General features: G+C 40.2%; 19 protein-coding genes and 7 tRNA genes. 19 read left to right on the plus strand and 7 right to left on the minus strand.

Going from position 1 to position 22,039, the window contains the following annotated elements; all coding sequences use genetic code 11:
- Window positions 1–8: 8 nt before the first annotated feature.
- Entirely contained in the window at window positions 9–431 is a 423-nt protein-coding gene (locus tag P3J6_RS10470; RefSeq protein ID WP_138608864.1) for a response regulator, read from the minus strand.
- A complete protein-coding gene (locus P3J6_RS10475) occupies window positions 428–1,909 on the minus strand; it encodes a PAS domain-containing sensor histidine kinase (protein ID WP_198522968.1) in 1,482 nt (493 codons plus the stop codon). Before P3J6_RS10475 ends, P3J6_RS10470 begins: the two co-directional genes overlap by 4 nt.
- A 297-nt stretch (window positions 1,910–2,206) precedes the next feature.
- Between P3J6_RS10475 and P3J6_RS10480 the strand changes: the two genes are divergently transcribed.
- The gene (locus tag P3J6_RS10480) at window positions 2,207–3,376 is read left to right on the plus strand and encodes a MerR family transcriptional regulator (RefSeq protein WP_198522969.1); all 1,170 of its coding nucleotides are present in this window, start codon (window positions 2,207–2,209) and stop codon (window positions 3,374–3,376) included.
- A 271-nt stretch (window positions 3,377–3,647) separates the two neighbouring features.
- Here the strand turns inward: P3J6_RS10480 and P3J6_RS10485 are convergent.
- Together P3J6_RS10485 and P3J6_RS10490 are read right to left on the minus strand one after the other, a co-directional pair.
- A tRNA-Pro gene (locus tag P3J6_RS10485) sits at window positions 3,648–3,724 on the minus strand.
- Between the two features lie 116 nt (window positions 3,725–3,840).
- On the minus strand, window positions 3,841–4,464 hold the full coding sequence (locus tag P3J6_RS10490) for an arylesterase (RefSeq protein WP_138608868.1): 624 nt from the start codon (window positions 4,462–4,464) through the stop codon (window positions 3,841–3,843).
- On the opposite strand from P3J6_RS10490, the gene P3J6_RS10495 reads away from it, so the two are divergent.
- From P3J6_RS10495 to P3J6_RS10580, 18 genes are all read left to right on the plus strand, one after another.
- Complete coding sequence (locus tag P3J6_RS10495; protein WP_198523797.1) at window positions 4,465–5,178, plus strand: ABC transporter ATP-binding protein; 714 nt, start codon at window positions 4,465–4,467, stop codon at window positions 5,176–5,178. It abuts the gene before it with no gap.
- Window positions 5,168–7,669, plus strand: coding sequence for an ABC transporter permease (locus tag P3J6_RS10500; RefSeq protein WP_198522970.1), 2,502 nt, complete (start codon window positions 5,168–5,170; stop codon window positions 7,667–7,669). Before P3J6_RS10495 ends, P3J6_RS10500 begins: the two co-directional genes overlap by 11 nt.
- A 132-nt stretch (window positions 7,670–7,801) precedes the next feature.
- A complete protein-coding gene (gene ruvC, locus P3J6_RS10505; RefSeq protein WP_008114131.1) occupies window positions 7,802–8,326 on the plus strand; it encodes a crossover junction endodeoxyribonuclease RuvC in 525 nt (174 codons plus the stop codon).
- A gap of 2 nt (window positions 8,327–8,328) precedes the next feature.
- On the plus strand, window positions 8,329–8,946 hold the full coding sequence (gene ruvA, locus P3J6_RS10510; RefSeq protein ID WP_198522971.1) for a Holliday junction branch migration protein RuvA: 618 nt from the start codon (window positions 8,329–8,331) through the stop codon (window positions 8,944–8,946).
- Window positions 8,947–8,953: 7 nt separating this feature from the next.
- The gene (ruvB, locus tag P3J6_RS10515) at window positions 8,954–9,961 is read left to right on the plus strand and encodes a Holliday junction branch migration DNA helicase RuvB (protein WP_075169409.1); all 1,008 of its coding nucleotides are present in this window, start codon (window positions 8,954–8,956) and stop codon (window positions 9,959–9,961) included.
- An 891-nt stretch (window positions 9,962–10,852) separates the two neighbouring features.
- A complete protein-coding gene (gene tolQ / locus P3J6_RS10520; protein ID WP_008114137.1) occupies window positions 10,853–11,557 on the plus strand; it encodes a protein TolQ in 705 nt (234 codons plus the stop codon).
- Window positions 11,544–11,975, plus strand: coding sequence for a protein TolR (tolR, locus tag P3J6_RS10525; RefSeq protein ID WP_008114139.1), 432 nt, complete (start codon window positions 11,544–11,546; stop codon window positions 11,973–11,975). The genes tolQ and tolR overlap by 14 nt, the downstream gene beginning before the upstream one ends.
- Window positions 11,976–11,979: 4 nt before the next feature.
- On the plus strand, window positions 11,980–12,885 hold the full coding sequence (gene tolA, locus P3J6_RS10530) for a cell envelope integrity protein TolA (RefSeq protein WP_138608872.1): 906 nt from the start codon (window positions 11,980–11,982) through the stop codon (window positions 12,883–12,885).
- A gap of 8 nt (window positions 12,886–12,893) precedes the next feature.
- Window positions 12,894–14,252 carry a Tol-Pal system beta propeller repeat protein TolB gene (gene tolB / locus P3J6_RS10535; protein WP_075169407.1) on the plus strand — a complete coding sequence of 453 codons (1,359 nt, stop codon included), beginning with the start codon at window positions 12,894–12,896 and terminating at the stop codon, window positions 14,250–14,252.
- A 35-nt stretch (window positions 14,253–14,287) separates the two neighbouring features.
- Window positions 14,288–14,827 carry a peptidoglycan-associated lipoprotein Pal gene (pal, locus tag P3J6_RS10540; RefSeq protein WP_138608874.1) on the plus strand — a complete coding sequence of 180 codons (540 nt, stop codon included), beginning with the start codon at window positions 14,288–14,290 and terminating at the stop codon, window positions 14,825–14,827.
- 13 nt (window positions 14,828–14,840) lie between these two features.
- Window positions 14,841–15,593, plus strand: a complete 753-nt coding sequence (gene ybgF / locus P3J6_RS10545) for a tol-pal system protein YbgF (protein WP_138608876.1) — start codon at window positions 14,841–14,843, stop codon at window positions 15,591–15,593.
- 171 nt (window positions 15,594–15,764) lie between these two features.
- Window positions 15,765–15,840 (plus strand) — tRNA-Lys (locus P3J6_RS10550).
- A 70-nt stretch (window positions 15,841–15,910) separates the two neighbouring features.
- A tRNA-Lys gene (locus P3J6_RS10555) sits at window positions 15,911–15,986 on the plus strand.
- Window positions 15,987–16,051: 65 nt separating this feature from the next.
- A tRNA-Lys gene (locus P3J6_RS10560) sits at window positions 16,052–16,127 on the plus strand.
- A gap of 65 nt (window positions 16,128–16,192) precedes the next feature.
- A tRNA-Lys gene (locus tag P3J6_RS10565) sits at window positions 16,193–16,268 on the plus strand.
- 65 nt (window positions 16,269–16,333) lie between these two features.
- A tRNA-Lys gene (locus tag P3J6_RS10570) sits at window positions 16,334–16,409 on the plus strand.
- Between the two features lie 148 nt (window positions 16,410–16,557).
- Window positions 16,558–17,598 (plus strand): quinolinate synthase NadA, encoded by a 1,041-nt coding sequence (nadA, locus tag P3J6_RS10575; protein ID WP_198522972.1) that lies wholly within the window; start codon window positions 16,558–16,560, stop codon window positions 17,596–17,598.
- Window positions 17,599–17,767: 169 nt separating this feature from the next.
- Window positions 17,768–17,857, plus strand: a tRNA-Ser gene (locus P3J6_RS10580).
- Window positions 17,858–17,909: 52 nt separating this feature from the next.
- Here P3J6_RS10580 and P3J6_RS10585 read toward each other — a convergent pair.
- The 3 genes from P3J6_RS10585 to P3J6_RS10595 form a co-directional block, all read right to left on the minus strand.
- Window positions 17,910–19,559 (minus strand): GGDEF domain-containing protein, encoded by a 1,650-nt coding sequence (locus P3J6_RS10585; RefSeq protein ID WP_198522973.1) that lies wholly within the window; start codon window positions 19,557–19,559, stop codon window positions 17,910–17,912.
- 330 nt (window positions 19,560–19,889) lie between these two features.
- Window positions 19,890–21,002, minus strand: coding sequence for a methyl-accepting chemotaxis protein (locus P3J6_RS10590; protein ID WP_198522974.1), 1,113 nt, complete (start codon window positions 21,000–21,002; stop codon window positions 19,890–19,892).
- Window positions 21,003–21,588: 586 nt separating this feature from the next.
- On the minus strand, window positions 21,589–21,978 hold the full coding sequence (locus P3J6_RS10595) for a DUF2750 domain-containing protein (protein ID WP_138609064.1): 390 nt from the start codon (window positions 21,976–21,978) through the stop codon (window positions 21,589–21,591).
- Between the last annotated feature and the right edge of the window lie 61 nt (window positions 21,979–22,039).

Here is a 22,039-nt window from a genome sequence, read left to right on the forward strand (position 1 = left end):
AAAATAGCTTATTCAAGCTCAATGGCATGTATATAAGCATCCATAAGTATCGCTAATTTGGCAAACTGCGGGCCAATTGCATGTTTAACCATATAACCTGCTACGTTGTTATGATACGCGCGAGTACGATCGTTATCCTCATTGGAGGTCGTTAGTATAAATACAACGGTATTGTTTAAGTTTTTATCTTTACGAATATGGTCTAAAAATTCAAACCCATTCATCACTGGCATATTTAAATCAAGTAATACCAAGTAAGGCTCCGATATTTCTTTTTGTTGCGCTTTTTCTCGTAACGCATCTAGCGCAAGTTTTCCGTTTTGTTTCCAAATTATTTTAATTTTAGGATCAACTTTTTTTAAGCTTCTTGTAACGGCTTCCGCGGCAACATCGTCGTCCTCAACAAGTAGTATGGATAGATTTTTGATCATAAATTCTCTTTCCTAGCAAAGCGTGGCCACCAAACATGAAATGTTGACCCTTTGTGCGGTTCATTTGAACTAACTGAAATGCGCCCACCATGGGCTTGTGCAAGGCGCCGACTAATAGACAGCCCTATACCTGAAACCGACTTATCATCGGAAGTTGTTTGAAACAAACTAAAAATACGCTCGTAAGCCTCTGGTGGTATACCGGGTCCATCATCAGTCACAGTGATATGGCAAAGCGTATTTTCTGCTACACAACTAATCTCTATAGTTCCTTCTTTACTGTCATGGTGTTTAATAGCGTTACTTAATAAATTACGGACCACGGTTTCAAGTGGCGTCCATGCAGTCACGATGGTATTTAATTGAATGTCTTTATGAATCTTCATTCCAACTGGTAAATCTAACAGTTCGGTAACGTTATAAATTAATTTATGCATATCGATTACTTGAGTATCTAGGCTGGCTTTACCAGCTCTTGCATAGGCCAATAAATTATCTATTAACGTCTCCATTTTGTGAATACGATCATCAATACGCGTTAAGTTATATTCGACTTCAGGCGTGGTAGTGCCCAAATCTTCTTTTACCCATTCAATTAAGTTTGAAATGCCTCGCAATGGAGAGCGTAAATCATGAGAGGCCACATAGGTAAATTCTTTCAGGCTAGTGTTATTTTCTTTTAGCTCGGTTTCCATTCGTTTTCGTTCAGTTATATCTAACAAGGAAACAAATACCATGTCTTCGTCATTGGTGTTTATAAAAGGACTCAGGCCCACTTCAACTGGGAATTCTTTTCCATCTTTGTGTAAGGCGGTTAAATCTCTGCCTACTCCCATACTTCTGACACTGGGTTCACGATGAAATGAATGGCGAAGTGCTGAATGGTGCCCTTGATAGCGCTGCGGTAATAGCATTTCCATTTTTTTATCGAGTAATTCTATTTCACTGTAGCCAAAAGATTTACATAACGATTGATTAACCGCTTGAATAATGCCCGCTTGGTCTACTATTAACACACCATGTGGTGCAGCCTGAATAGAGCGTTGAAACATATTGTTAGCGCGCAGCCTTTGCGATATATCAACCAGTGTGGCTAAAACTAACTCTTGTTGTCCGTGTATTGGGTTTAAGCCTATTTCGATTGGGATTTGCTTACCATTTTTTTGACTCGCAAATAACTCACGACCTTCACCCATCAAGCGTTTTCGAGGGTTAGCAAAAAACTGACTCATCAAGTGGGTATGGTTCGCTTTAAATTGCGCTGGAAGTAAACTATCTATATTCATCCCTATGAGCTCTGAATCCTCATAGCCCAGTATTTCAGATAGTTGACTATTGGCAAAAAGGATCTGAGCATCGGTATTGACTACCATTGCCCCCATGGGTAAACAACTAACTAGTTGAGTTAAAAAGGCTTCATCCATATTTACATTTGAACTAGGTGAATTAGATTTTTTATTTACTTTTTTAAGGTCCATCAAGCATCCCGCAAGTAAATGTAGTTCCTATAACATAGTAATAGTCGAACAAGTAATGAACAGCAAATTTAGAGGACGATCATGTTATTTGGATGCTCATTTTAATAGTTTCTTCTTATATTTTAGCGAGTCATTATGAACGTACTGTTCAGAGTGAGGTGTATAAAAGGCGCTTTTCTTTCAGCTATTTACAAAAATAATTTCATACCAACACAAAGAGTTTAGGTTGACACTTGACCTGTCTATTACTCTATAGTTTACATTTAACATCGCATTTAAAAATGTATGGAGTCATATGTGTATCGTATTTCTGAGCTAGGTGCATTAGTTGGTTTGTCGAGGACCACTTTACTTTATTACGAAAAGCTTAATCTAATTTCTAGTAAGAGGTTAGAAAACGGCTACCGAGTATATAGCGAAAGAGATTTACAGCAGGTGCGTTTAGTTCAGCACTTACAAAGTGGTGGGCTGAGCTTGGCTGAATGTAAATCTTGCCTCGATAGTAAGTTAGATAGGTCTGTTCTTAAGTTTCGTTATAACGAACTAGAAGAAGACATTAAACGAAAACAAAAGTCATTGGCTTTGCTGTCGTCCCTATTAGGAGAAAACAGTAGTAAGTCATGGCATGAAATGCTTAGCGAAGTCGCTCCAGATGCGCATATTGACTGGTTAAAAACTCAAGGGTTTAACGAAAAGCAAGCTCTAAGAATTAGATGGTTATCAAAAGATATGAACGAACATGACAAATATATGCAAGATTTTATGAGCGTATTTGCAGCACTAGAATCTTGGGGGCCTAATAGTGAAGAGGACACGAAAAAAGCGTTTCACTTACTTAGTAACAATCCTAAACGAATTTTAGAGATTGGTTGTGGTAAGGGTAACTCAACAATATTACTCGAAAGAATATCGAACGCAGAAATAATAGCGACTGACAATGAGCAAAGTGCGCTTGATAAATTAGAAGATAAAATAAAGCAGCATAACTTGAGTGAGCGGGTATCAACTAAATGCATCAGCATGACAGAATTAAACTTTGGCACTAAAAAGTTTGACGTTATTTGGGCTGAAGCCTCGGCTTATATAATGGGTATAGAAAACGCCCTAAAAAAATGGAAATCGTTACTCACCGACGATGGTACTTTGGTTTTTAGCGATTTAGTTTGGTTAACTGACAGCCCAAGTCAAGATGCTATTGATTATTGGAAGAGCGATTATCCAGATATACAAACAGTTAATACACGTAAATCACAAATAGAAAAAGCTGGCTACCAGCTTCAGCATACATTTACGGTATCAGTGCAAGCTTGGAAGAATTATTACGAGCCACTCGAACAGCGCTTACAAGATGTTGCACCAAAAATGACTGGGTCACAAGCTGTGGTTGATATTCAAAATGAAATAGATTTATATAAATCTCATTTAGGCGAATTTGGTTATCAGTTTTTTATTGCTAAAAGGCTTTAAGAAATCAATAACCATGGGCTAACCCATAGAATAAATAACTTTAGCTTAAACACCATTCATATTAACCGGTTGAATGGTGTTTTTAATTATTATTTGAAAAGTATTTAACTGTGGCGTCACATAATCTCAATACCATGGAAATCAAAAAGCAGAAAAACAGTCAATAAATTAGTCGGTGCGATAAATGTGCGATATTTTTTATTATTAAATTAGGTAGTACGAAAGGAAAGTAGTTTTTATTGAATAATATAGAATTATGAAAGGATTTAAATGGTCGGTATGGAGAGATTCGAACTCTCGACCCCTGCCACCCCATGACAGTGCGCTACCAAGCTGCGCCACATACCGACTTCGATAGCAATAGTACGTGTATTTATAAAAAAATCAATAAGCTTTTGTTTGTTTGGATGTTTATTGCGCAAGCGCTTAGTTTTAAGGACTTGCGCAGGAGACTCTTTACGGCCCTAGTCTTTATTTAACCACTGGTTGATCGTGTTATACATTTCATCTCGTAGTATTGGTTGTGCAGTTTTGTTAGGGTGTAAGTTATCGTTTTGCATTAGCTCGTTTTTTCCTGCTACTTTAAGTATAAAAAACGGCATTAAATGCGAGTTAGTGGCTTCACTAACACTGGTAAAGCTATCGGTGAACATTTTACTGTATCGTGGGCCATAGTTAGGTGGAATATATATTTCCATAAGTGCGGTTTGTGCATCTGCAGCTTGGCTTTTTTCAATTAAAGCGGTTAAGTTAGTTTGCATTTTAGTGATTGGAAAACCGCGCAGGCCGTCATTAGCACCGAGCTCAATAAGTACGTGAGTGGGTTGATATTGCTCAAGTAGCGCGTCTAATCGGCGCAATGCACCGCCGGTGGTTTCGCCGCTAATACTGGCATTTACTAAGTTGATAGGGCGTTGCTCGGCATCGTATTTATCTTGTAACAATTGCACCCAGCCTTGTTCTTGTTTTAAGCCATAGGCTGCGCTTAAACTGTCACCAAGTATTAAAATCGTGTTGTTAGCTGCCGCGTGTAGTGGGTTAATAACTAAAAATAAAATGAATACACAACGTAGGATTGAATGAGTCATATGTCAGCGCTTTCTCAATTAAATATAATTCAAGTAAATGGTTTATCTAAAATGGTTTCCACCTTTGAAGGTGAGTTGTCCATCCTCAGCGACATCAGCTTTAATGTCAAGCATGGCGAGTCTGTTGCTGTAGTAGGCACGTCGGGTTCTGGTAAGTCTACATTATTGAGCTTGCTAGCAGGGCTTGATACCGCCAGCAGTGGCGAGGTAATGTTAGATGGTGAGCCTTTGCACAAGTTAGATGAAGAAGCGCGAGCAGCACTGAGAGCCGCTAAAGTCGGTTTTGTATTTCAGTCTTTCATGTTGGTGCAAAGTTTAACCGCACTTGAAAATGTGATGCTACCTGCAGAGCTTGCTGGCGAACATGACGCTAAAGAGCAGGGGCTCGCCTTGCTTGAAAAAGTTGGTTTGAGTCATCGTATTGATCATTACCCATCGCAGTTATCTGGTGGTGAGCAACAACGTGTTGCTATTGCTCGTGCATTTGTGGGTTCGCCTAAAATACTGTTTGCCGACGAGCCATCAGCTAACCTAGATAGCAAAAATGGCCATATGATTGAGTCGTTATTATTTGATTTAAATAAGCAAAATGGCACAACGCTTATTTTAGTTACCCACGATGAAGCACTGGCGCAAAAGTGTGAACGTATTATTCAGATTGAAGCCGGTGAGCTGGTTCACAATTCAACTGAGGAAATGGCAAATGTGGGCTAAATTAGCACTTAAACTATTTTCTCGAGAGTTTCGCCGTGGTGAACTAACCGTTATAAGTGCAGCCATTGCTTTAGCGGTGTTAACGGTGCTTACTTTATCTATGGTGACCGAGCGAATTGCACAAAGTATTGCGCAAAAAAGTAGTGCCTTTATTGCAGCCGATAGGGTGTTGGCCAGTAACCATGCCATAGATACCGCTTATATTACTCAAGCCAAACAGCAAAACCTCAAAACAGCGCAAATGGTGTATTTTGACACTATGCTGTTTGCAAACGATGAAATGCAATTTAGCTCAGTAAAAGCTGCGTCAAACAGTTACCCGCTTAAAGGCCAGTTAAAGGTTAAGTCGGGCTTAAACGCAGAAACAGAAGTCGCCCCGGGGGCACCAACCCCCGGTAACGTGTGGCTAAGTGAATCGGTTTTTTACAGTTTAAATATAAACGTAGGCGACCAAGTTGAGCTGGGTGCTGCGTTATTCAATGTGGAAAAGGTGATTGTTGAAGAACCCGATGCGCCGTTTAATGTGTTCTCTAGCAGCCGCAGGGTACTAATTAATATTGACGACGTACCAAAAACTGAAGTAATACAGCCCGGTAGCCGTGTATTTTACCGCCAGTTGTATGCAGGTGATGAAAGCGACATAAATAGTTTTTACGATTGGCTAAAACCGCAACTTAAAGAAAACCAAAATTGGTATGGTGTTAAAGACCGCCAATCGCCTATTTCAAATAGCTTAAATAGAGCTGAAAGCTTTTTGTTATTAGCCGGTTTGCTAGGGATTATTTTAGCCGCGGTTGCTATTGCAGTATCGGCTAAGCGCTATTGTGAGCGTCAATACGACCCAGTCGCAATGATGAAAACTTTAGGTGGCAGTCGCGATATGATCCGTAAAATTTATCTTATGCACTTATTAATGGTATGTACCATGGCGGTGGTTGTTGGCCTAGCTATTGGCTATGGCTTGCAAGAGGTGGCTACCGGTTATTTAGCTAAAAGTATGGGCACTGAACTGCCCATGGCTGGTTTTAAACCTTGGCTGGTGGCCATTAGCACAGGGGTTATTTGTGCGGTTATGTTCTCTATTAAGCCATTGTTAGATTTATTTGATATTCCACCACTCAGAGTACTTCGCCGTAACTTAGGTGATCGCCTTGCGGTAAGTAAAATTCATTTAGGGCTAAGTGCACTCACCGTGTTTTTATTAATGTGGTTATTTAGTAATAACATAAAAATTACGCTTATTTTGTTTATCTCAACGCTTGCGCTTATTTTGGTGTTATTTTTAATCTCTAAGTTAATATTTGGCGGTGGCCGCAAGCTTGGCTTAAAGCCGGGTAACAGCTGGTCTTTGGCTATTGCGTCTATTCAAAAGCGCGCCAATGTTAATGCAGTGCAGTTAATTAGCTTTTCGTTAGCGATTAAATTACTGTTATTTTTAATTGTGCTTAAAAACGATATTATTTCTGATTGGCAGTCACAATTACCAAGCGATGCACCTAATGCCTTTTTAGTTAATATTACGCAAAATGAACTGGACCCAGTTAATGAATATTTAGCACAAAAAGGCATTCAGGTTTCGGAGTTTTACCCGACTATTCGTGGTCGCGTAAATGCCGTCAACGGTGAAGCTGTTGCGCGTGAAGTGTCACTGCAAGATAACGAGAAAAAAGACGAAGAAGCCCGCTCAGGCATTGGCCGCGAGCTCAATTTAACCTGGCTTGACGAAGTCCCTTCGCAAAATGACATTATCGATGGCCAGTGGTTTGGCGATGACGCCGTTGCCGAGGCCTCACTGGAAGAGTCGATGATGCAGCGCCTCGATGTTAAATTAGGCGATACTCTTACATTTTTAATCGGTGCGCAGTCGTTTGATGCTAAAATAACCAGTGTGCGAAAAGTAAATTGGGCCACACTCAAGCCTAACTTTTTTATTATTTTAAGCCCAGATGTACTTAGCGACTTTCCGGCAACCTATATTTCATCGGTACGCATTGAACCTGAGCAAAAGCGCGACTTTAGCCAGTTATTACGTTCATACCCCACTATTACAGCAATTGATGTAGATAACTTTGTTAAGCAAATACAATCGACTATTGAACAAGTGTCGTTAGCTATTGGTTTTGTACTCGCTATTGTGGTGCTATGTGGTGCACTGGTACTAATATCGCAGGTGCAAGCAAGCTTAGGTGAGCGGATGCAAGAAATTGTGATATTACGTACGCTAGGCGCTAAAGGTAGATTAATAAAAAACGCTACTTTGTATGAGTTTTTATTACTGGGCGGTTTAGCCGGACTAGTCGCTGCATTTTTCAGTGATATAGCACTGTTAATAGTGCAGCAGCAAATGTTTGATTTGGCGGGTAAGCTGCATCCAAATATTTGGATTATTGGCCCCTTTGCTGGTGGCGTGTTTGTAGCAGGTTTAGGTTATTTTATGATTGCCCGTACGCTCAAACAAAACACCCAAGGCTTAGTGCGCGCATTGGCGTAAACTTTTTGGCCAAATAGAGTTTAAATGCCTACTTTTTAAGTAGGCATTTTTGTTTTGGCTTGGTACTGGTAATTTATACAGTGCTCTGGCATTATTAGCATTATAAATAAATAACAATAATGAGAGTGCTGTTTGGCCATTATTTTAGGGATCGATCCGGGCTCGCGTTTAACGGGTTACGGTGTGGTTGCGCACCAAGGTGCTAAGTTTACATACTTAGGCAGTGGCTGTATTAAATTAGCCGATCATGACTTTCCCACCCGACTTAAAATGATATACCAAGGTATTACGCAGCTTATAGAGCAGTTTTCGCCTGAAACCTTTGCCATAGAAAAAGTATTTATGGCACATAACCCCGATTCTGCTTTAAAGCTTGGGCAAGCCCGTGGTGCTGCCATTGTGGGGGCCTCTATGGCCGACTTACCGGTGTTTGAATACTCTGCACGGCAAATAAAGCAAGCCGTGGTGGGTAACGGTGGAGCAGATAAATCGCAAGTGCAACATATGGTTAAAAATATACTTAAACTGCCAGGTACGCCGCAAGCCGATGCAGCAGATGCACTCGCGATTGCAATTTGCCATGCTCACTCTGAACAAAATTTAATAAAACTAGCGGGTAGCGCAAGCAAAACCGTTAGAGGACGTCTAAGGAAATAACAATGATAGGTCGCTTAAACGGCGTGTTAGTTGAAAAACAGCCCCCAGAAATATTATTAGAAGTGAGTGGCGTTGGCTACGAAGTACAAATGCCAATGACCTGTTTTTATGATTTACCCAAAGAGGGCGACAACGCCATTGTGTACACTCACTTTGTAGTACGCGAAGACGCACAGTTATTGTTTGGCTTTAATAATAAAACCGAACGAGCCTTATTTCGAGAGCTGTTAAAAGCCAATGGCGTAGGACCTAAATTGGGTTTAGCTATTTTGTCGGGTATGTCGGCGCAGCAGTTTGTAAGTTGCGTAAATAATGAAGACGCTACCGCCTTGGTTAAACTGCCAGGGGTAGGTAAAAAAACCGCCGAGCGCTTAGTGCTCGAAATGAAAGACCGATTAAAGAATTGGGGCAACGACTTATTTACCCCATTTAGCGACAGCGCCGTAATAGAGCCTGCGAGCGATGCAACTATAGCTAATAATGCGGCCGATGATGCGGTTTCGGCGTTAGTGGCGCTCGGTTATAAATTGCCACAAGCGCAAAAAGCAGTAAAATCAGTAAGCAAACCCGATATGTCGACTGAGGTTCTAATTAAAGAATCTTTGAAATCAATGCTGTGAGTAAATTATGATCGAAGCTGATCGCTTAATAGATGCTGCTGAAAAAACCAATGAAGACACCATAGATCGTGCTATTAGGCCTAAGTTACTGGCCGATTATCGTGGTCAGCCGCATGTTAAGCAACAAATGGAAATATTTATTGAAGCTGCGCGTAGCCGCAGTGAAGCGTTGGATCATTTATTAATATTTGGCCCGCCAGGCTTAGGTAAAACCACGCTTGCTAATATTGTAGCCAACGAATTAAATGTAAACATTAAAACCACCTCTGGCCCTGTGCTTGAAAAAGCCGGCGATTTAGCTGCATTGCTTACTAATCTTGAAGAAGGTGATGTACTGTTTATTGATGAAATTCACCGCTTAAGCCCACAAGTAGAAGAAATACTTTACCCTGCAATGGAAGATTACCAGCTCGATATAATGATAGGTGAGGGGCCTGCAGCACGCTCTATTAAGCTTGATTTACCTGCATTTACCTTAATTGGCGCAACCACGCGTGCGGGCTCATTAACCTCACCACTGCGTGACCGCTTTGGTATTGTACAGCGTTTAGAGTTTTATTCTGTTGAGGATTTGTCGCATATAGTGGGGCGCTCAGCGCATTACCTTGATTTAGAAATGTGTGACGATGGCGCGGCAGAAATTGCCAAGCGCTCTCGTGGCACACCACGTATTGCAAACCGTTTATTGCGCCGTGTGCGCGATTACACCCAAGTTAAATCAGATGGTACAGTTAATGCCGAGGTAGCTCAGCAAGCCCTCGATATGATTGATGTTGATAAAAGCGGCTTTGATTACATGGACCGCAAATATTTACTCGCCATTATTGAAAAATTTATGGGTGGCCCGGTTGGCCTTGACAACCTAGCGGCTGCCATAGGCGAAGAAAAAGAAACCATAGAAGATGTGATTGAACCGTTTTTAATTCAACAAGGTTTTATTCAGCGCACGCCGCGAGGACGAATTGTGTCGGATAATGCGTATCATCATTTTGGTTTACTTCCCAAGCAAGACTAATTAGCTGCTTGAGATAGATATATTATCCAGAGTTTAGGTTAAATACTAAAGCCATTGTCTTTTTAACGACAGTGGCTTTTTTGTATGAGCAAACATTACATATTTTACTTTGCCAATAATTCACAGAGCGTTAAGACATGTCAGGCTATTGTTCGACTGCTTATTTAGCCCGAGTTGAGATGGTTTGATAAATTGTGGGCAAAAAAAAGCCCGCAAATAATGCGGGCAAACAACAAGTTTAAGGAAGTAATCTAGGGAACTACGTTTTACTTGTTGAGGTCATACCCCAAGAAGTAAAAAAGTAATACGAAATAAATCATATTACGAAGAACTGGATTCAATGAAATAGCTTTCATTTAATGCGCTAGCTCGGTATGGGAGAATAATACCGAAGCGACACAATTTGTTCAAACTAGAAAATTTATATTTTCAGATTAAAAAAACTAATAGCAGCGGTTTTTTGTTTTTGCTTATTGTTGCATGTTAATTAATCATTAATTCTATAAGTTAATGAAATGCTTTGTTTATGTATATTAACATATTAACGTTCGGTATTAGTTTTACTATTACGTTAAGGTAAGTATGTGCTGGTTATGAGTGCTTATGCATTAATTTTGAATAAACAGCGCATTTTGTCACTCTTTAGTGAAACTAAGCGCGCTTCCATAAAGCTTTGTTGTTATTTATTTATACAGTAGAGCAAGAGTTAAGTAGTAAATATTGAGTAAAGCTGTTTTTTTTAACGTTTTTTGTTGTCTATTCACAGCAATATCGTTGTCAGCAGTAAATACACTAGATACACTAGCAAAACTTTAATGGTGGCTAATGTATTGCTAAGTTACCTTACTCAAATAAATCAATTTGATGTTTTTAATTATTTAGGAGTTTAACGTGGGATCAGGGCTTAATTTTTTAGATCTAATTCTAGAAGCCAGTTTGCTTGTGCAATTAGTAATGCTAGCGTTGGTTGCTATGTCGGTTATGTCATGGGCTATTATTTTTCAACGTAAAAAAGCTATCTCTGACGCCTTAGCAAATGCCAAAAAATTTGAGCAACGTTTTTGGTCTGGTGTTGACCTAAGTAAACTATATAACGAAATCTCTTCTCGCGGTGGCCAGTCTGCTGGTATTGAGGCGTTATTTACCTCAGGCTTTAAAGAGTTTGCACGTCATAAAAAAAATACTTTTCAAAGTGCGGGCATTGTAATGGAAGGCACACACCGTTCAATGCGGGTTGCGCTTTCTCGCGAAATAGAAAAACTAGAATCAAGCCTATCGTTTTTAGCAACGGTCGGTTCAATTAGCCCTTACATCGGCTTATTTGGTACGGTGTGGGGTATTATGAATGCCTTTATTGCCTTAGGTGAGGTAAAGCAAGCGACCTTACAAATGGTTGCTCCTGGTATAGCAGAGGCACTAATTGCTACAGCAATGGGTTTATTTGCGGCAATTCCAGCCGTTATTGCTTACAACCGCTTTGCTAACAAAGTTGAAAAGTTAGAATCTCACTATATTAACTTTATGGAAGAATTTGCCAATATCTTACACCGTCAAGCAGCTACCCAAATAGAGGCTCAAGCGAATGTACCAGCGTAAAAAGCGTCGCCCAGTCGCAGAAATTAATGTAGTACCATACATTGATGTAATGTTGGTGCTGCTTATTATATTTATGGCCACTGCGCCGTTAATTACTCATGGTGTAAAAGTAGACCTGCCAAAAATGGAAGAGTCGGACTTAGTCGATACGAAAGACACGCCACCCATTATTGCTTCTATTGATGCCGATGGTAAGTATTATGTGAGTGTCGGTACCGATCCTGAGGAGCCGATGGAAGCATTAGATGTAGCCGCAGTAATTAAGCTACAACTAATGAAAAACCCAGATGTGCCTGTGATGATCAAAGGCTCGGGTAAAGTGTCGTATCAGGAAGTGTTACTGTTAATGGACTTTTTAAAAAATGCAGGTGTACCGTCGGTAGGATTAATGACCGAATCCTTTGAGGGGACCAAGTAACTGTATGAGTAGTTCATTAATTAAATCAGTATTGCTGCATTTAGCGTTAGGCGGGTTTTTGTATGCATCAGCAAACATTCATCCTCCTAAACCTAAAGTAATGGAAGTGACGCTTAATGCGGCTATTCCTGAACCAGAGAAAGCGGTTTCAGCGGTTACGGTTGATCAAAAGCAAGTTGAGCAAAAAATAGCTGAGCTTAAAAAGAAAGAAGATGATAAAAAGCGTGCTGAAGATAAACGCATTCGAGATTTAGAACGCAGAGCTGCCGATGCACGTAAACAGCGTGAAGCTGAAGCAAGACGCATTAAAAAGCTTGAACAGCAGCGCAAAGCGAAAGAAAAAGAAACCGCAGAGGCGCAAGCACAAGCTAAAAAAGCCCGTGAAATAGAACAACGCGAGCGAGCAAAAGCGAAGCAAGCCGAAAAGCAAAAGCAAGAAGCTGAAAACGCAGCAAAAGCGGCTGCAGATAAACGCAAAGCGGAAGAAGCGGCACTTAAAAAAGCCGAACAAGAGCGTAAAAAGCGCGCTGAAGAAGCAGAACGTAAACGTCAGCAAGCATTGCAAGAACAAATGCTGCAAGAGCAACTTGCCAAAGAGCAGGCGGCACGTAATAAAATACGTCAACAGCAAGTAGTGAGTGAAGTTGATAAATTCCGCGCATTAATTATGGCGCGTATTCAACAAAACTTATTAATTGATGAAAAAATGAAAAACCAGCAATGCCGCATTAATATCCGTCTTGGGTTTAATGGGCTGGTAACACAAGTTAAATCGTTAGGCGGTGATAAGTTAGTGTGTGAGGCTGCATTAAGAGCTGTTCGCATGGCCGACACATTACCGGTATCTAAAGATAAAGACGTATTCGAGCAACTAAAGAATATTAATATAACCATCGCGCCAGAGTTTTAAGGGATGACATGTTTAACAAAATTAAAATAGCCTGTTTAGTTTTAATATTAGGGTTTCAGGGTGTTGCACATGCGGCACTTGAAATTGTTATTACTGAAGGTATTGACGGCGCAAGACCGATTGCGATTGTGCCATTTAAATACCAAGGTATTGGTCCTATTCCACAGCAGCTAAGTGATGTAATTGCTGCCGATTTAATGCGCAGCGGTAAGTTTAAACCTGTGAGTGTGTCTCAAATGCCACAACAACCTCACAAAGATGCTGATATTGATTACGGTGCTTGGGTAAATCAAGGTGTAGAAGCTGTATTGGTTGGTGAAGTAGAGCAGCAAACCAATGGACGCTATTTAGTGCGTTATGAGTTGGTTGATGTTATTCGCGGCCAAATCACTGGCGGTGAAACACAAATGATGAGCAACGGTAAGCTGGTTCAAAGCCAAGACCATATCTTAGAAGCGCGCCAAAGCGTGATCGGTGAAACCGGCTTTCGCCGTTACTCACACCGCATCAGTGATGTAATTTATGAAAAACTAACCGGTGAAAAGGGCGCGTTTTTAACTAAAATAGCCTATGTTATTGTTCGTGATACTGACGAAAAGCCTTATCAGTTAGTGGTTGCTGACTACGATGGCTTTAATGAACAAGTGTTATTGCGCTCAAAAGAGCCATTAATGTCGCCAGTATGGTCGCCTGATGGTACTAAATTAGCGTACGTAACGTTTGAAAATCGCCAGAGCCAAATTTTTATTCAAGACATTTATACCGGTAAACGTGAACTGATCACCAGCTATAAAGGAATTAACGGTGCGCCGCAGTTCTCGCCAGACGGTAAAAAGCTACTGTTAGTGCTATCAAAAGATAAAACTGGTGCAACTGAGGTTTACTTATTAGACTTACTAACGCGTAAAGAGACCCGATTAACACGTCATCGTAGTATAGATACCGAACCTTCGTGGTACCCAAATGGTCAAGATATAGTATTTACGTCGGAAAGGGGTGGTAATGCTCAGATTTATAAGTTAAATTTAAAAACTGGCAGATCTCAAAGATTAACCTTTGACGGTGACATGAACCTAGCGGGTTCTATTTCACCAGACGGGAAAGAATTAGTGATGGTAAACCGTACTAACGGACAGTATCATCTTGCTAAGAAAGAGTTGGCTACAGGTGCGTTCCAAGTTTTAACTCGAACTCGCCTTGATGAATCGCCGAGCATAGCGCCAAATGGCTCGATGATTATATACAGCACGCTCCATAATAATAAACAGGTACTTGCGCTAGTATCGATGGACGGCCGTTTTAAAGCACGCTTACCTGTGCTTGATGGACAAGTGAAGGCACCGGCTTGGTCGCCATATTTACAGTAATAATTGCTGGTTTACTCAAAATAGGAATCTACTCAATGCAACTTAACAAAATACTTAAAGGCCTGCTAATTGCTGTGCCAGTAATGACACTAGCAGCTTGTAGCTCATCTTCAGATATCGATGAAAATGCAGCCAACCAGTCTAACCAAGCAACTGTTGAGCAAACAACAACTGATACAGTTGAAGTAGCAACAATGACGCCAGAGCAACAAGCTGAAGAGCAACTTCGTCAAAAGTACGAAGCGCTTCGTCAAGAGCAAATCATTTACTTTGGTTTTGACACTGCAACGATTCAAGGTCAATACGGCGAGCTACTTCGTGCACACGCTGAGTTTTTAGTTAAAAATCCTTCTGTTAAAGTATTAATCGAAGGCCACGCAGATGAGCGCGGTACGCCAGAGTACAACATTGCACTTGGTGAGCACCGTGGACAAGCAGTTGAAAAATACCTACAAAGCTTAGGTGTTTCTGCAAGCCAAATGTCAGTAGTTAGCTACGGTGAAGAGAAGCCAATGGTTAAATCTCGCACTGAAGAAGCTTTCGCTAAAAACCGCCGTGCGGTACTAGTTTACTAAGATAAGAGATATTATGAAGCCGAAAATTATTTTGGCAGCCATGATATTGAGCGGGAGCACCCAGTTAATGGCTGCTCCCGCTCCTGTTTCAGAAGCTGCAAGTTCACAGTCGAGCATTGAAAAGCGTTTAGAAACGCTTGAAAAGATGATGCAACAGCGTAATTTCTTACAAGTAGAGTTACAACAACAGCTTAACTTACTGCAAGATGAAGTGAGTCAAATTCGCGGTGTTACCGAAGAGCAAAGCTATAAACTTGAAAAGGTATTGCAGCGCCAGCGCGAGCTTTATCAAGAAATAGAAAACCGTGTTAGCCAAGCATATGCTAAGCCGGCTACTCCAGCGCCTACAACAGACTACACGCAACCAGGTAGCGATCAGAGCTACAGCAGTGATTTATCTGAAAACGAAGCGTACGAGCGTGCTGTTGCGCTTATAATGAAAGATAAGCGCTATGACCAAGCTATTCCAGAATTTCAAGCGTTCTTAACAACGTATCCAAATTCAGTGTACACCTCAAACGCACATTATTGGCTTGGGCAATTATTAACGATTAAAAATGACGGTGTAAAAGCAGCCGAGCATTTCAAAGTAGTTGTTAACGAATTTCCAAACTCAAATAAGCGCCCAGATGCAATGTTAAAGCTTGGTACACTTTTACAAGAGCAAGGGTTAAAGGCTGAAGCGCAAAAAATACTGAATGAGCTAATCAATCAGTACCCAAGTACAACTGCTGCTAAACTAGCCACAGATCGCTTATCAAAATAAATGTTGATGCTTGATTAGACTGCTTTTTGTCATAAGCGGTCTAAATTTGCTCAACTAGACATAAAAACTTAAAAAAAGAGACAATTTCGGTTGCACTCATTTTATAAATAAGTATTATAAGCGCCCGCAGCAAACGAATGGTAACCCCACTCGAAATGCGACAAAAAGAGCGGGTCATTAGCTCAGTTGGTAGAGCAGTGGACTTTTAATCCATTGGTCGATGGTTCAAGTCCATCATGACCCACCATTCTTTATTGTTAATAAAGTTTGGTCTTTAATCGGCGGATTTACGTAAAGTGTTAACAAACACACAGAGCGGGTCATTAGCTCAGTTGGTAGAGCAGTGGACTTTTAATCCATTGGTCGATGGTTCAAGTCCATCATGACCCACCATTCTTTATGGAATGGTTATAATCGGCGGATTTACGCAACCTTACTTTTTATAAGTAAACCAGAGCGGGTCATTAGCTCAGTTGGTAGAGCAGTGGACTTTTAATCCATTGGTCGATGGTTCAAGTCCATCATGACCCACCATTCTTTACTGAATGGCTATAATCGGCGGATTTACGCAATCTTACTTTTTATAAGTAAACCAGAGCGGGTCATTAGCTCAGTTGGTAGAGCAGTGGACTTTTAATCCATTGGTCGATGGTTCAAGTCCATCATGACCCACCATTCTTTATTGAATGGTTATAATCGGCGGATTTACGCAGCCTTACTTTTTATAAGTAAACCAGAGCGGGTCATTAGCTCAGTTGGTAGAGCAGTGGACTTTTAATCCATTGGTCGATGGTTCAAGTCCATCATGACCCACCACTTCTGGTACACTTTCTCCGTATAATATATTTCTTAGTATCTCCCTTATTTTTATTTATAAACTGCCTGACTAGATTGCTATTATTTACCGTTCGTTTCTCGTATAATTTGCGCTATTAATTGCACTGTAAATAAAGTGGTCGAGAACATGAGTTTAGCTCAAACTATTATGCCTGAAGGTTATATTTTCCCTCCTAAGCCGGCACCGTTAACACAAGACGAAAAAGGCGAATATAAAGCGCGTATAAAACAATTACTGCAAGAGAAAAACGCGGTACTTGTTGCTCATTATTACACTGATCCTGAAATTCAAGCGCTTGCTGAAGAAACGGGCGGCTGTGTAGCCGATTCACTCGAAATGGCGCGTTTTGGCGCTCGCCATGAAGCCGACATGATCATCGTCGCGGGTGTACGTTTTATGGGTGAGACTGCTAAAATTCTAACCCCTAACAAAACCGTGGTTATGCCAACACTTGAAGCGACTTGTTCATTAGATATTGGTTGCCCAGTGGATGAGTTTTCAGCGTTTTGTGATCAACACCCAGACCGTAAAGTGGTAGTGTATGCTAACACCTCTACCGCGGTTAAAGCGCGTGCTGATTGGATAGTTACCTCATCGTGTGCACTTGAAATAGTGGAGTACTTAGATGAGCAAGGCGAAAAAATCATTTGGGGCCCAGATAAGCATTTAGGCAGTTATATTCAAAAGAATACTGGCGCCGATATGATCATGTGGAACGGCGCATGTATCGTACATGATGAATTTAAAACCAAAGCGCTAAAAGGCTTTAAAGTCTTGCATCCCGATGCGGGTGTATTGGTGCATCCAGAATCACCGGCTGAAATTGTTGAACTTGCTGATGCTGTTGGCTCTACTAGCCAGCTCATTAAAGCAGCGCAAACTATGCCGAATAAAAAGTTTATTGTGGCAACCGATCGCGGTATTTTTTATAAAATGCAGCAACTATGCCCAGATAAAGAGTTTTTTGAAGCGCCAACGGCTGGTAGCGGCGCTACATGTAAAACTTGCGCTCACTGCCCTTGGATGGCAATGAACGGCTTACAAGCGATTGAGGAAGCACTGATTGATGCCAGCGGTAAAGAAGTGTTTGTTGATATGGATTTGCGTGAAGGCGCACTTAAATCATTAAATCGCATGCTAGACTTTACAGCCAATATGGCAAAATAATAAATAGCAATATAATGCATTAGATAAAGGCGATACTCAGGTATCGCCTTTTTATTTGCTTATGAGTAGTTAGTTTGATTATTGAGCAGTTAAAAGCATGATGTTAAAAAGGCCTTGCACCAAGCAAGTGTATTTCATACTATAGCGCGCTGTTGCAAAGCAACATTGTGGAGAGATGGCTGAGTGGCTGAAGGCGCACGCCTGGAAAGTGTGTTTAGGTTAATCCCTAACGAGGGTTCGAATCCCTCTCTCTCCACCATTATTCAATATCAGGACGCCTCAAGGCGTCCTTTTTTGTGTCTGTAATAAAGTTAAGCGTGTTGGCTTTGTACTTGGCGTTTGTTTTTACGCTGATGTTTTAATGTATACATTCGTTGGTCGGCTAAGGTTAAGCAGGCTTTGTAGTCATTACATTCCTCACTACTTGCTAAGCCATAGCTCACGCCTGATAACGGCCAATGTTTTTGAACTTGTTGATGAATATAGTTTAACGACTCGTTGATGCTCAGGGTGAGTTGGGCGAGCTGTTGTGCTGACTGAACGTTACACACACAAATAAACTCATCACCGCCGGTTCTGCATACCTCGCCTTTGTCGGCTAACGCATTTTGTATTAACCGCGTAACCTCAATGAGTAGCTTGTCACCGTGAGCATGACCTAGGTGATCGTTAACGCTTTTAATATTGTCGCAATCTATAAACACAATGAGATAAAAATTATCTAAGTTATCGAGCTTTTCTTGTAATTGCAGCCGGTTTCCTACTTTGGTGAGTGGGTCTATGCGTGATAGCTCTAGCGCTTTTATAAAATTATTTTGCTTTATTTTTAGCCATTCAGATAAAGAAAGTAAAATACAGATACAATCAATGGCAAGAGCAATAAGTACCCATAATTCAGGTGAACTTATTTCTATTAAATTTAGGTGCGATAAAATAAAAATAACTAAGGACAAGCTATAAACAAGGTTGCCAGTTAAAAAATATTTCGCTCTAAAGTCTTTCATCCCCAGCATTGTAAAGCCCAGTTTTAAGCTTAAATACACCCAAATGGCAGCAAGGAAATGAGCTAAATAAAACACCCAATGAAAGGGTAAAAAGGGGTTTAAAAAACCACAGGCAAGTGCGGTTATGGAGAAGTATTTTAAAAATCGGCTAATACCAGTGCGGGTATGTTGGTCAAAGTTAAATAAGTAATAGGCAAATGAACTGGCACAAGCAATAGCAAAGGCAAAAATATACATGCCAAAGTAATGGGTGTTAATTGCGTGGTAATTAAAAAGTAACGCAACTACCCCCGCGGCGAATGCCCAACCAATGCCGTGTAATCCTATATAACCTGCACAAAATAATGCCACGCGATGCCGTGTTTTAAAAAACATGATCAAGGCCATGCAAGCCAAGGTCAGCATTATAGTAATAGACACTAAGCTTAATGAATTGATATAAAACTGAAGTTTAATAAACCTAGATTGAGGAATAACATTAATGCTGACAGGTTTAGCAAAGTGTTTAGCATTAACATAAAGCCATAAAACACCGTGTGAATTAGCTTCTAGTTGTAATTCAAAAGCTCGGCTGTGCATTACAATGGCTGATGGGCTGGCACTATCTTGCGAAAAATCAGCGACTTTTCTGATCCCACTAGTATCTTGATAAAAAGCAACGCCACTATCTAAATAATTAATTTGGGGGATTATATACCAGCGACCTGCGCTCTCTGTGGTTAAACTGATTTTTGCTATTGCACTGCCATGGGCACTATACAGCGAAGTGACGGGAGTACTTACATTGTTATAAGCATTAATGAGTTGCTCACCTTGGGTTGGTTTAGCTAAATCTACTTGATGCCACATAGCTAACTTTAGTTGTAAGCTGTCATTTTGATTTAATGCTACAGCAAAAGCATTAAAACTAATGGTTTGAAATAGTAAACAACATATAAAATTGAAAGTGTACCGCATGTAATACCTAAGTTAGTTACCGGTAAAAATTGTACTGCATTTTTAACAGAATAATTATTGCTATGACCGCTTTAGCGTATTCTTGCTTTATAGTTACTAACTTTAATCACTAAACGGTGAGCTGTTATTATAAAAATATAGTTAATGATTAATTAAAGGGTTAATAATTTATCTAGTTTGGCTATTGAGCAATATTTATGACAAAAATACTCTTTAAGGTTTACGCTCGTGTAGACGTGTGATTAGTTTCTGATTGATTTACATGAATTTGATATTCATAGCGATGAATGATTATAAATCGCTATGCAAAAGGAGATACTTATGACTATTTTATTTAAAGTTATGCTCCATAATTTTATCTGATAACGCGCTAAGTATATCGACTACTTTAAAGCTTGCTTGCTCCATAAGAGATACTTTTTCAACAGCAGTATTGAGATCGCCTAATTGGAATGCTTCTAGAGCAGCAAAGCCATTTTTGTGGACATCTGCATGTGGTTTCTCTAATGCTTTGAAGTCGTTAATGCTTGAATATTTTAATGCACCTTCACCTTGATAGTACCATTGACCTAAACGGCACATGGTATGATCAGAAAAGTCTTCTGCCGTCTTGTTTGATTGACCTAAAATGACTTTATAAATATCGTATTTCCATACAATATGGTCCATTTTTACTGTTTGAATAAATGCATCCGCACTTGAATTAACAATAACGCTATACATATTTTGTGATAGTTCAACCACCTTTTTAGCAGTAGTATCAATTTCTAATGAGCTATTTGCAATGCCATCACTTTCTTCGCTAACGTTAGTAATGTTAGTTACAACGCTTTGCATTTGCTCATTAACCTTATCTATTAAATTAGATATCTCGTTAGATGCCTCAGAAGAGCGTTGAGCAAGCGTTCTCACTTCATCTGCGACGACTGCAAACCCTCGCCCTTGCTCTCCCGCTCTTGCTGCCTCAATGGCTGCATTAAGTGCGAGTAAATTTGTTTGATCAGAAATCCCTTTAATTATGTTTACAAAATCATTAATGCCGATTGTTACTGACTGCAATTCTTTAACGGATTTAGAGGCGGACTTTGTATCTCTTGAGATATTATGTGTTGATGATGAAGTCGTTGCTAACATATCTAAAATTGTATCAAGTAATTTTTGGGATGACTTAAATGACGTAATATCATTGATTAGTTTATGTGAAGTTGAGGCTAAGCTTTCTCTGATATCACTAATTAAATCAGATGACTGCAATGATAAGGTATTTAATTCACGCTGTTTTACAAATGCCGTATCGTTTGCTATTTCATTGTCGTTTAGTTGTGATTTCTCGCTGTTTACTGCTAATAATTGCTCCTCAAGTTTTTCATTGGCTTTTTTTAATTGCATTAACTCGTTATTTAACTCGTTAATTTTGTTTTTATATTTTGAATTGAACAGCATGTAGACCCCAATTTAAACACGGAAAATAAACGTTATATTTTTTATTAAATTTACCTGATTATAGATTACATAATTCGATTTTTAACAGGGCTGGAATTAATGTCCACCCAAATCGATTTTTATAAGAGTAAGTTACAACACAATAATAGATGCTTTATAACTTTTTGGTAAAAAACTTTTCATTTCATGCTTATAACAAACCTATTTAAAATGGTCACTATTTTAGAGGTTAGGGTCTGTTGACCTTTCAAGGTTGGATTTGCAGCAGTCTGTTTGGTATTTAGGCAAGGCAGCGCCTATGTGGTTTATTCCCCATAAATAGGCGATAACGCAGTATCCATGCCAAACAGGCGCTGCCCGAAGGGTTCTGCCTAGGGGCTATTTATTCTTTGTTGCCTACATGGATGTAGGTAAGGGGCGTGTGCAGGACGCGGAAGTTTTGCTCGGTTATGACTTGTTCTTACTAGGATGTAAGCCAGTAGAATAACGCAGGAGCAGTTATCGAGCCTACTAGGTTACAACCCTTGTGCCGCGATTAAATCGCCCCTAGCTTGAACAAATTTTAATCCGAAAAGATTAACAGGCCCTAATATTTTCTAATTGATTTATTCAACTGCGTTTGAAATTCATCAGGAAATAAAATTGTGCCGTCGTCTTCTTCGGTAGGGAACACGGCAACTAGTAAGTCATCTTCTTCAAGGCCTGGCGTCCAGCGGCTAAACCAATCTGCTGTTGGAATTGCTTTAGGTGTACATCCTTCCCATTCACCGGTTGCCCATGCTTGTGCAAACTCACGGGTTGGCCATACGGGTACGCAATCGTCGTCTTCGTTAGTGAGCATTACGCAGCCGTCGTCATCGTTTAAAATCCACACTTGCTTAAACTGTTGCACAGTTTCGTACATGTATGCGAGTCGTTTTTTTGCGCCAAGGCCTAAAATTACGTCGTCTTGCTTTGATAAATTGTCAGTGGTCATTTTTTGGCTCTCTCTCACTGTGGGGGGGAATACAAAAGGCAGCGACATACTGCACTTTAAA

It is taken from the genome of Pseudoalteromonas sp. 3J6, assembly GCF_903995135.1.
Lineage (GTDB): Bacteria > Pseudomonadota > Gammaproteobacteria > Enterobacterales > Alteromonadaceae > Pseudoalteromonas.

What these genes read in the sequence shown, in the direction of transcription:
- P3J6_RS10470 (WP_138608864.1), bottom strand. Translation starts at nt 431, where the DNA reads ATGATCAAAAATCTATCCATACTACTTGTTGAGGACGACGATGTTGCC.
- P3J6_RS10475 (WP_198522968.1), bottom strand. Translation starts at nt 1,909, where the DNA reads ATGGACCTTAAAAAAGTAAATAAAAAATCTAATTCACCTAGTTCAAAT.
- P3J6_RS10490 (WP_138608868.1), bottom strand. Translation starts at nt 4,464, where the DNA reads ATGACTCATTCAATCCTACGTTGTGTATTCATTTTATTTTTAGTTATT.
- P3J6_RS10495 (WP_198523797.1), top strand. Translation starts at nt 4,465, where the DNA reads ATGTCAGCGCTTTCTCAATTAAATATAATTCAAGTAAATGGTTTATCT.
- P3J6_RS10500 (WP_198522970.1), top strand. Translation starts at nt 5,168, where the DNA reads ATGTGGGCTAAATTAGCACTTAAACTATTTTCTCGAGAGTTTCGCCGT.
- ruvA (WP_198522971.1), top strand. Translation starts at nt 8,329, where the DNA reads ATGATAGGTCGCTTAAACGGCGTGTTAGTTGAAAAACAGCCCCCAGAA.
- ruvB (WP_075169409.1), top strand. Translation starts at nt 8,954, where the DNA reads ATGATCGAAGCTGATCGCTTAATAGATGCTGCTGAAAAAACCAATGAA.
- tolR (WP_008114139.1), top strand. Translation starts at nt 11,544, where the DNA reads ATGTACCAGCGTAAAAAGCGTCGCCCAGTCGCAGAAATTAATGTAGTA.
- tolA (WP_138608872.1), top strand. Translation starts at nt 11,980, where the DNA reads ATGAGTAGTTCATTAATTAAATCAGTATTGCTGCATTTAGCGTTAGGC.
- tolB (WP_075169407.1), top strand. Translation starts at nt 12,894, where the DNA reads ATGTTTAACAAAATTAAAATAGCCTGTTTAGTTTTAATATTAGGGTTT.
- pal (WP_138608874.1), top strand. Translation starts at nt 14,288, where the DNA reads ATGCAACTTAACAAAATACTTAAAGGCCTGCTAATTGCTGTGCCAGTA.
- ybgF (WP_138608876.1), top strand. Translation starts at nt 14,841, where the DNA reads ATGAAGCCGAAAATTATTTTGGCAGCCATGATATTGAGCGGGAGCACC.
- nadA (WP_198522972.1), top strand. Translation starts at nt 16,558, where the DNA reads ATGAGTTTAGCTCAAACTATTATGCCTGAAGGTTATATTTTCCCTCCT.
- P3J6_RS10585 (WP_198522973.1), bottom strand. Translation starts at nt 19,559, where the DNA reads ATGCGGTACACTTTCAATTTTATATGTTGTTTACTATTTCAAACCATT.
- P3J6_RS10590 (WP_198522974.1), bottom strand. Translation starts at nt 21,002, where the DNA reads ATGCTGTTCAATTCAAAATATAAAAACAAAATTAACGAGTTAAATAAC.
- P3J6_RS10595 (WP_138609064.1), bottom strand. Translation starts at nt 21,978, where the DNA reads ATGACCACTGACAATTTATCAAAGCAAGACGACGTAATTTTAGGCCTT.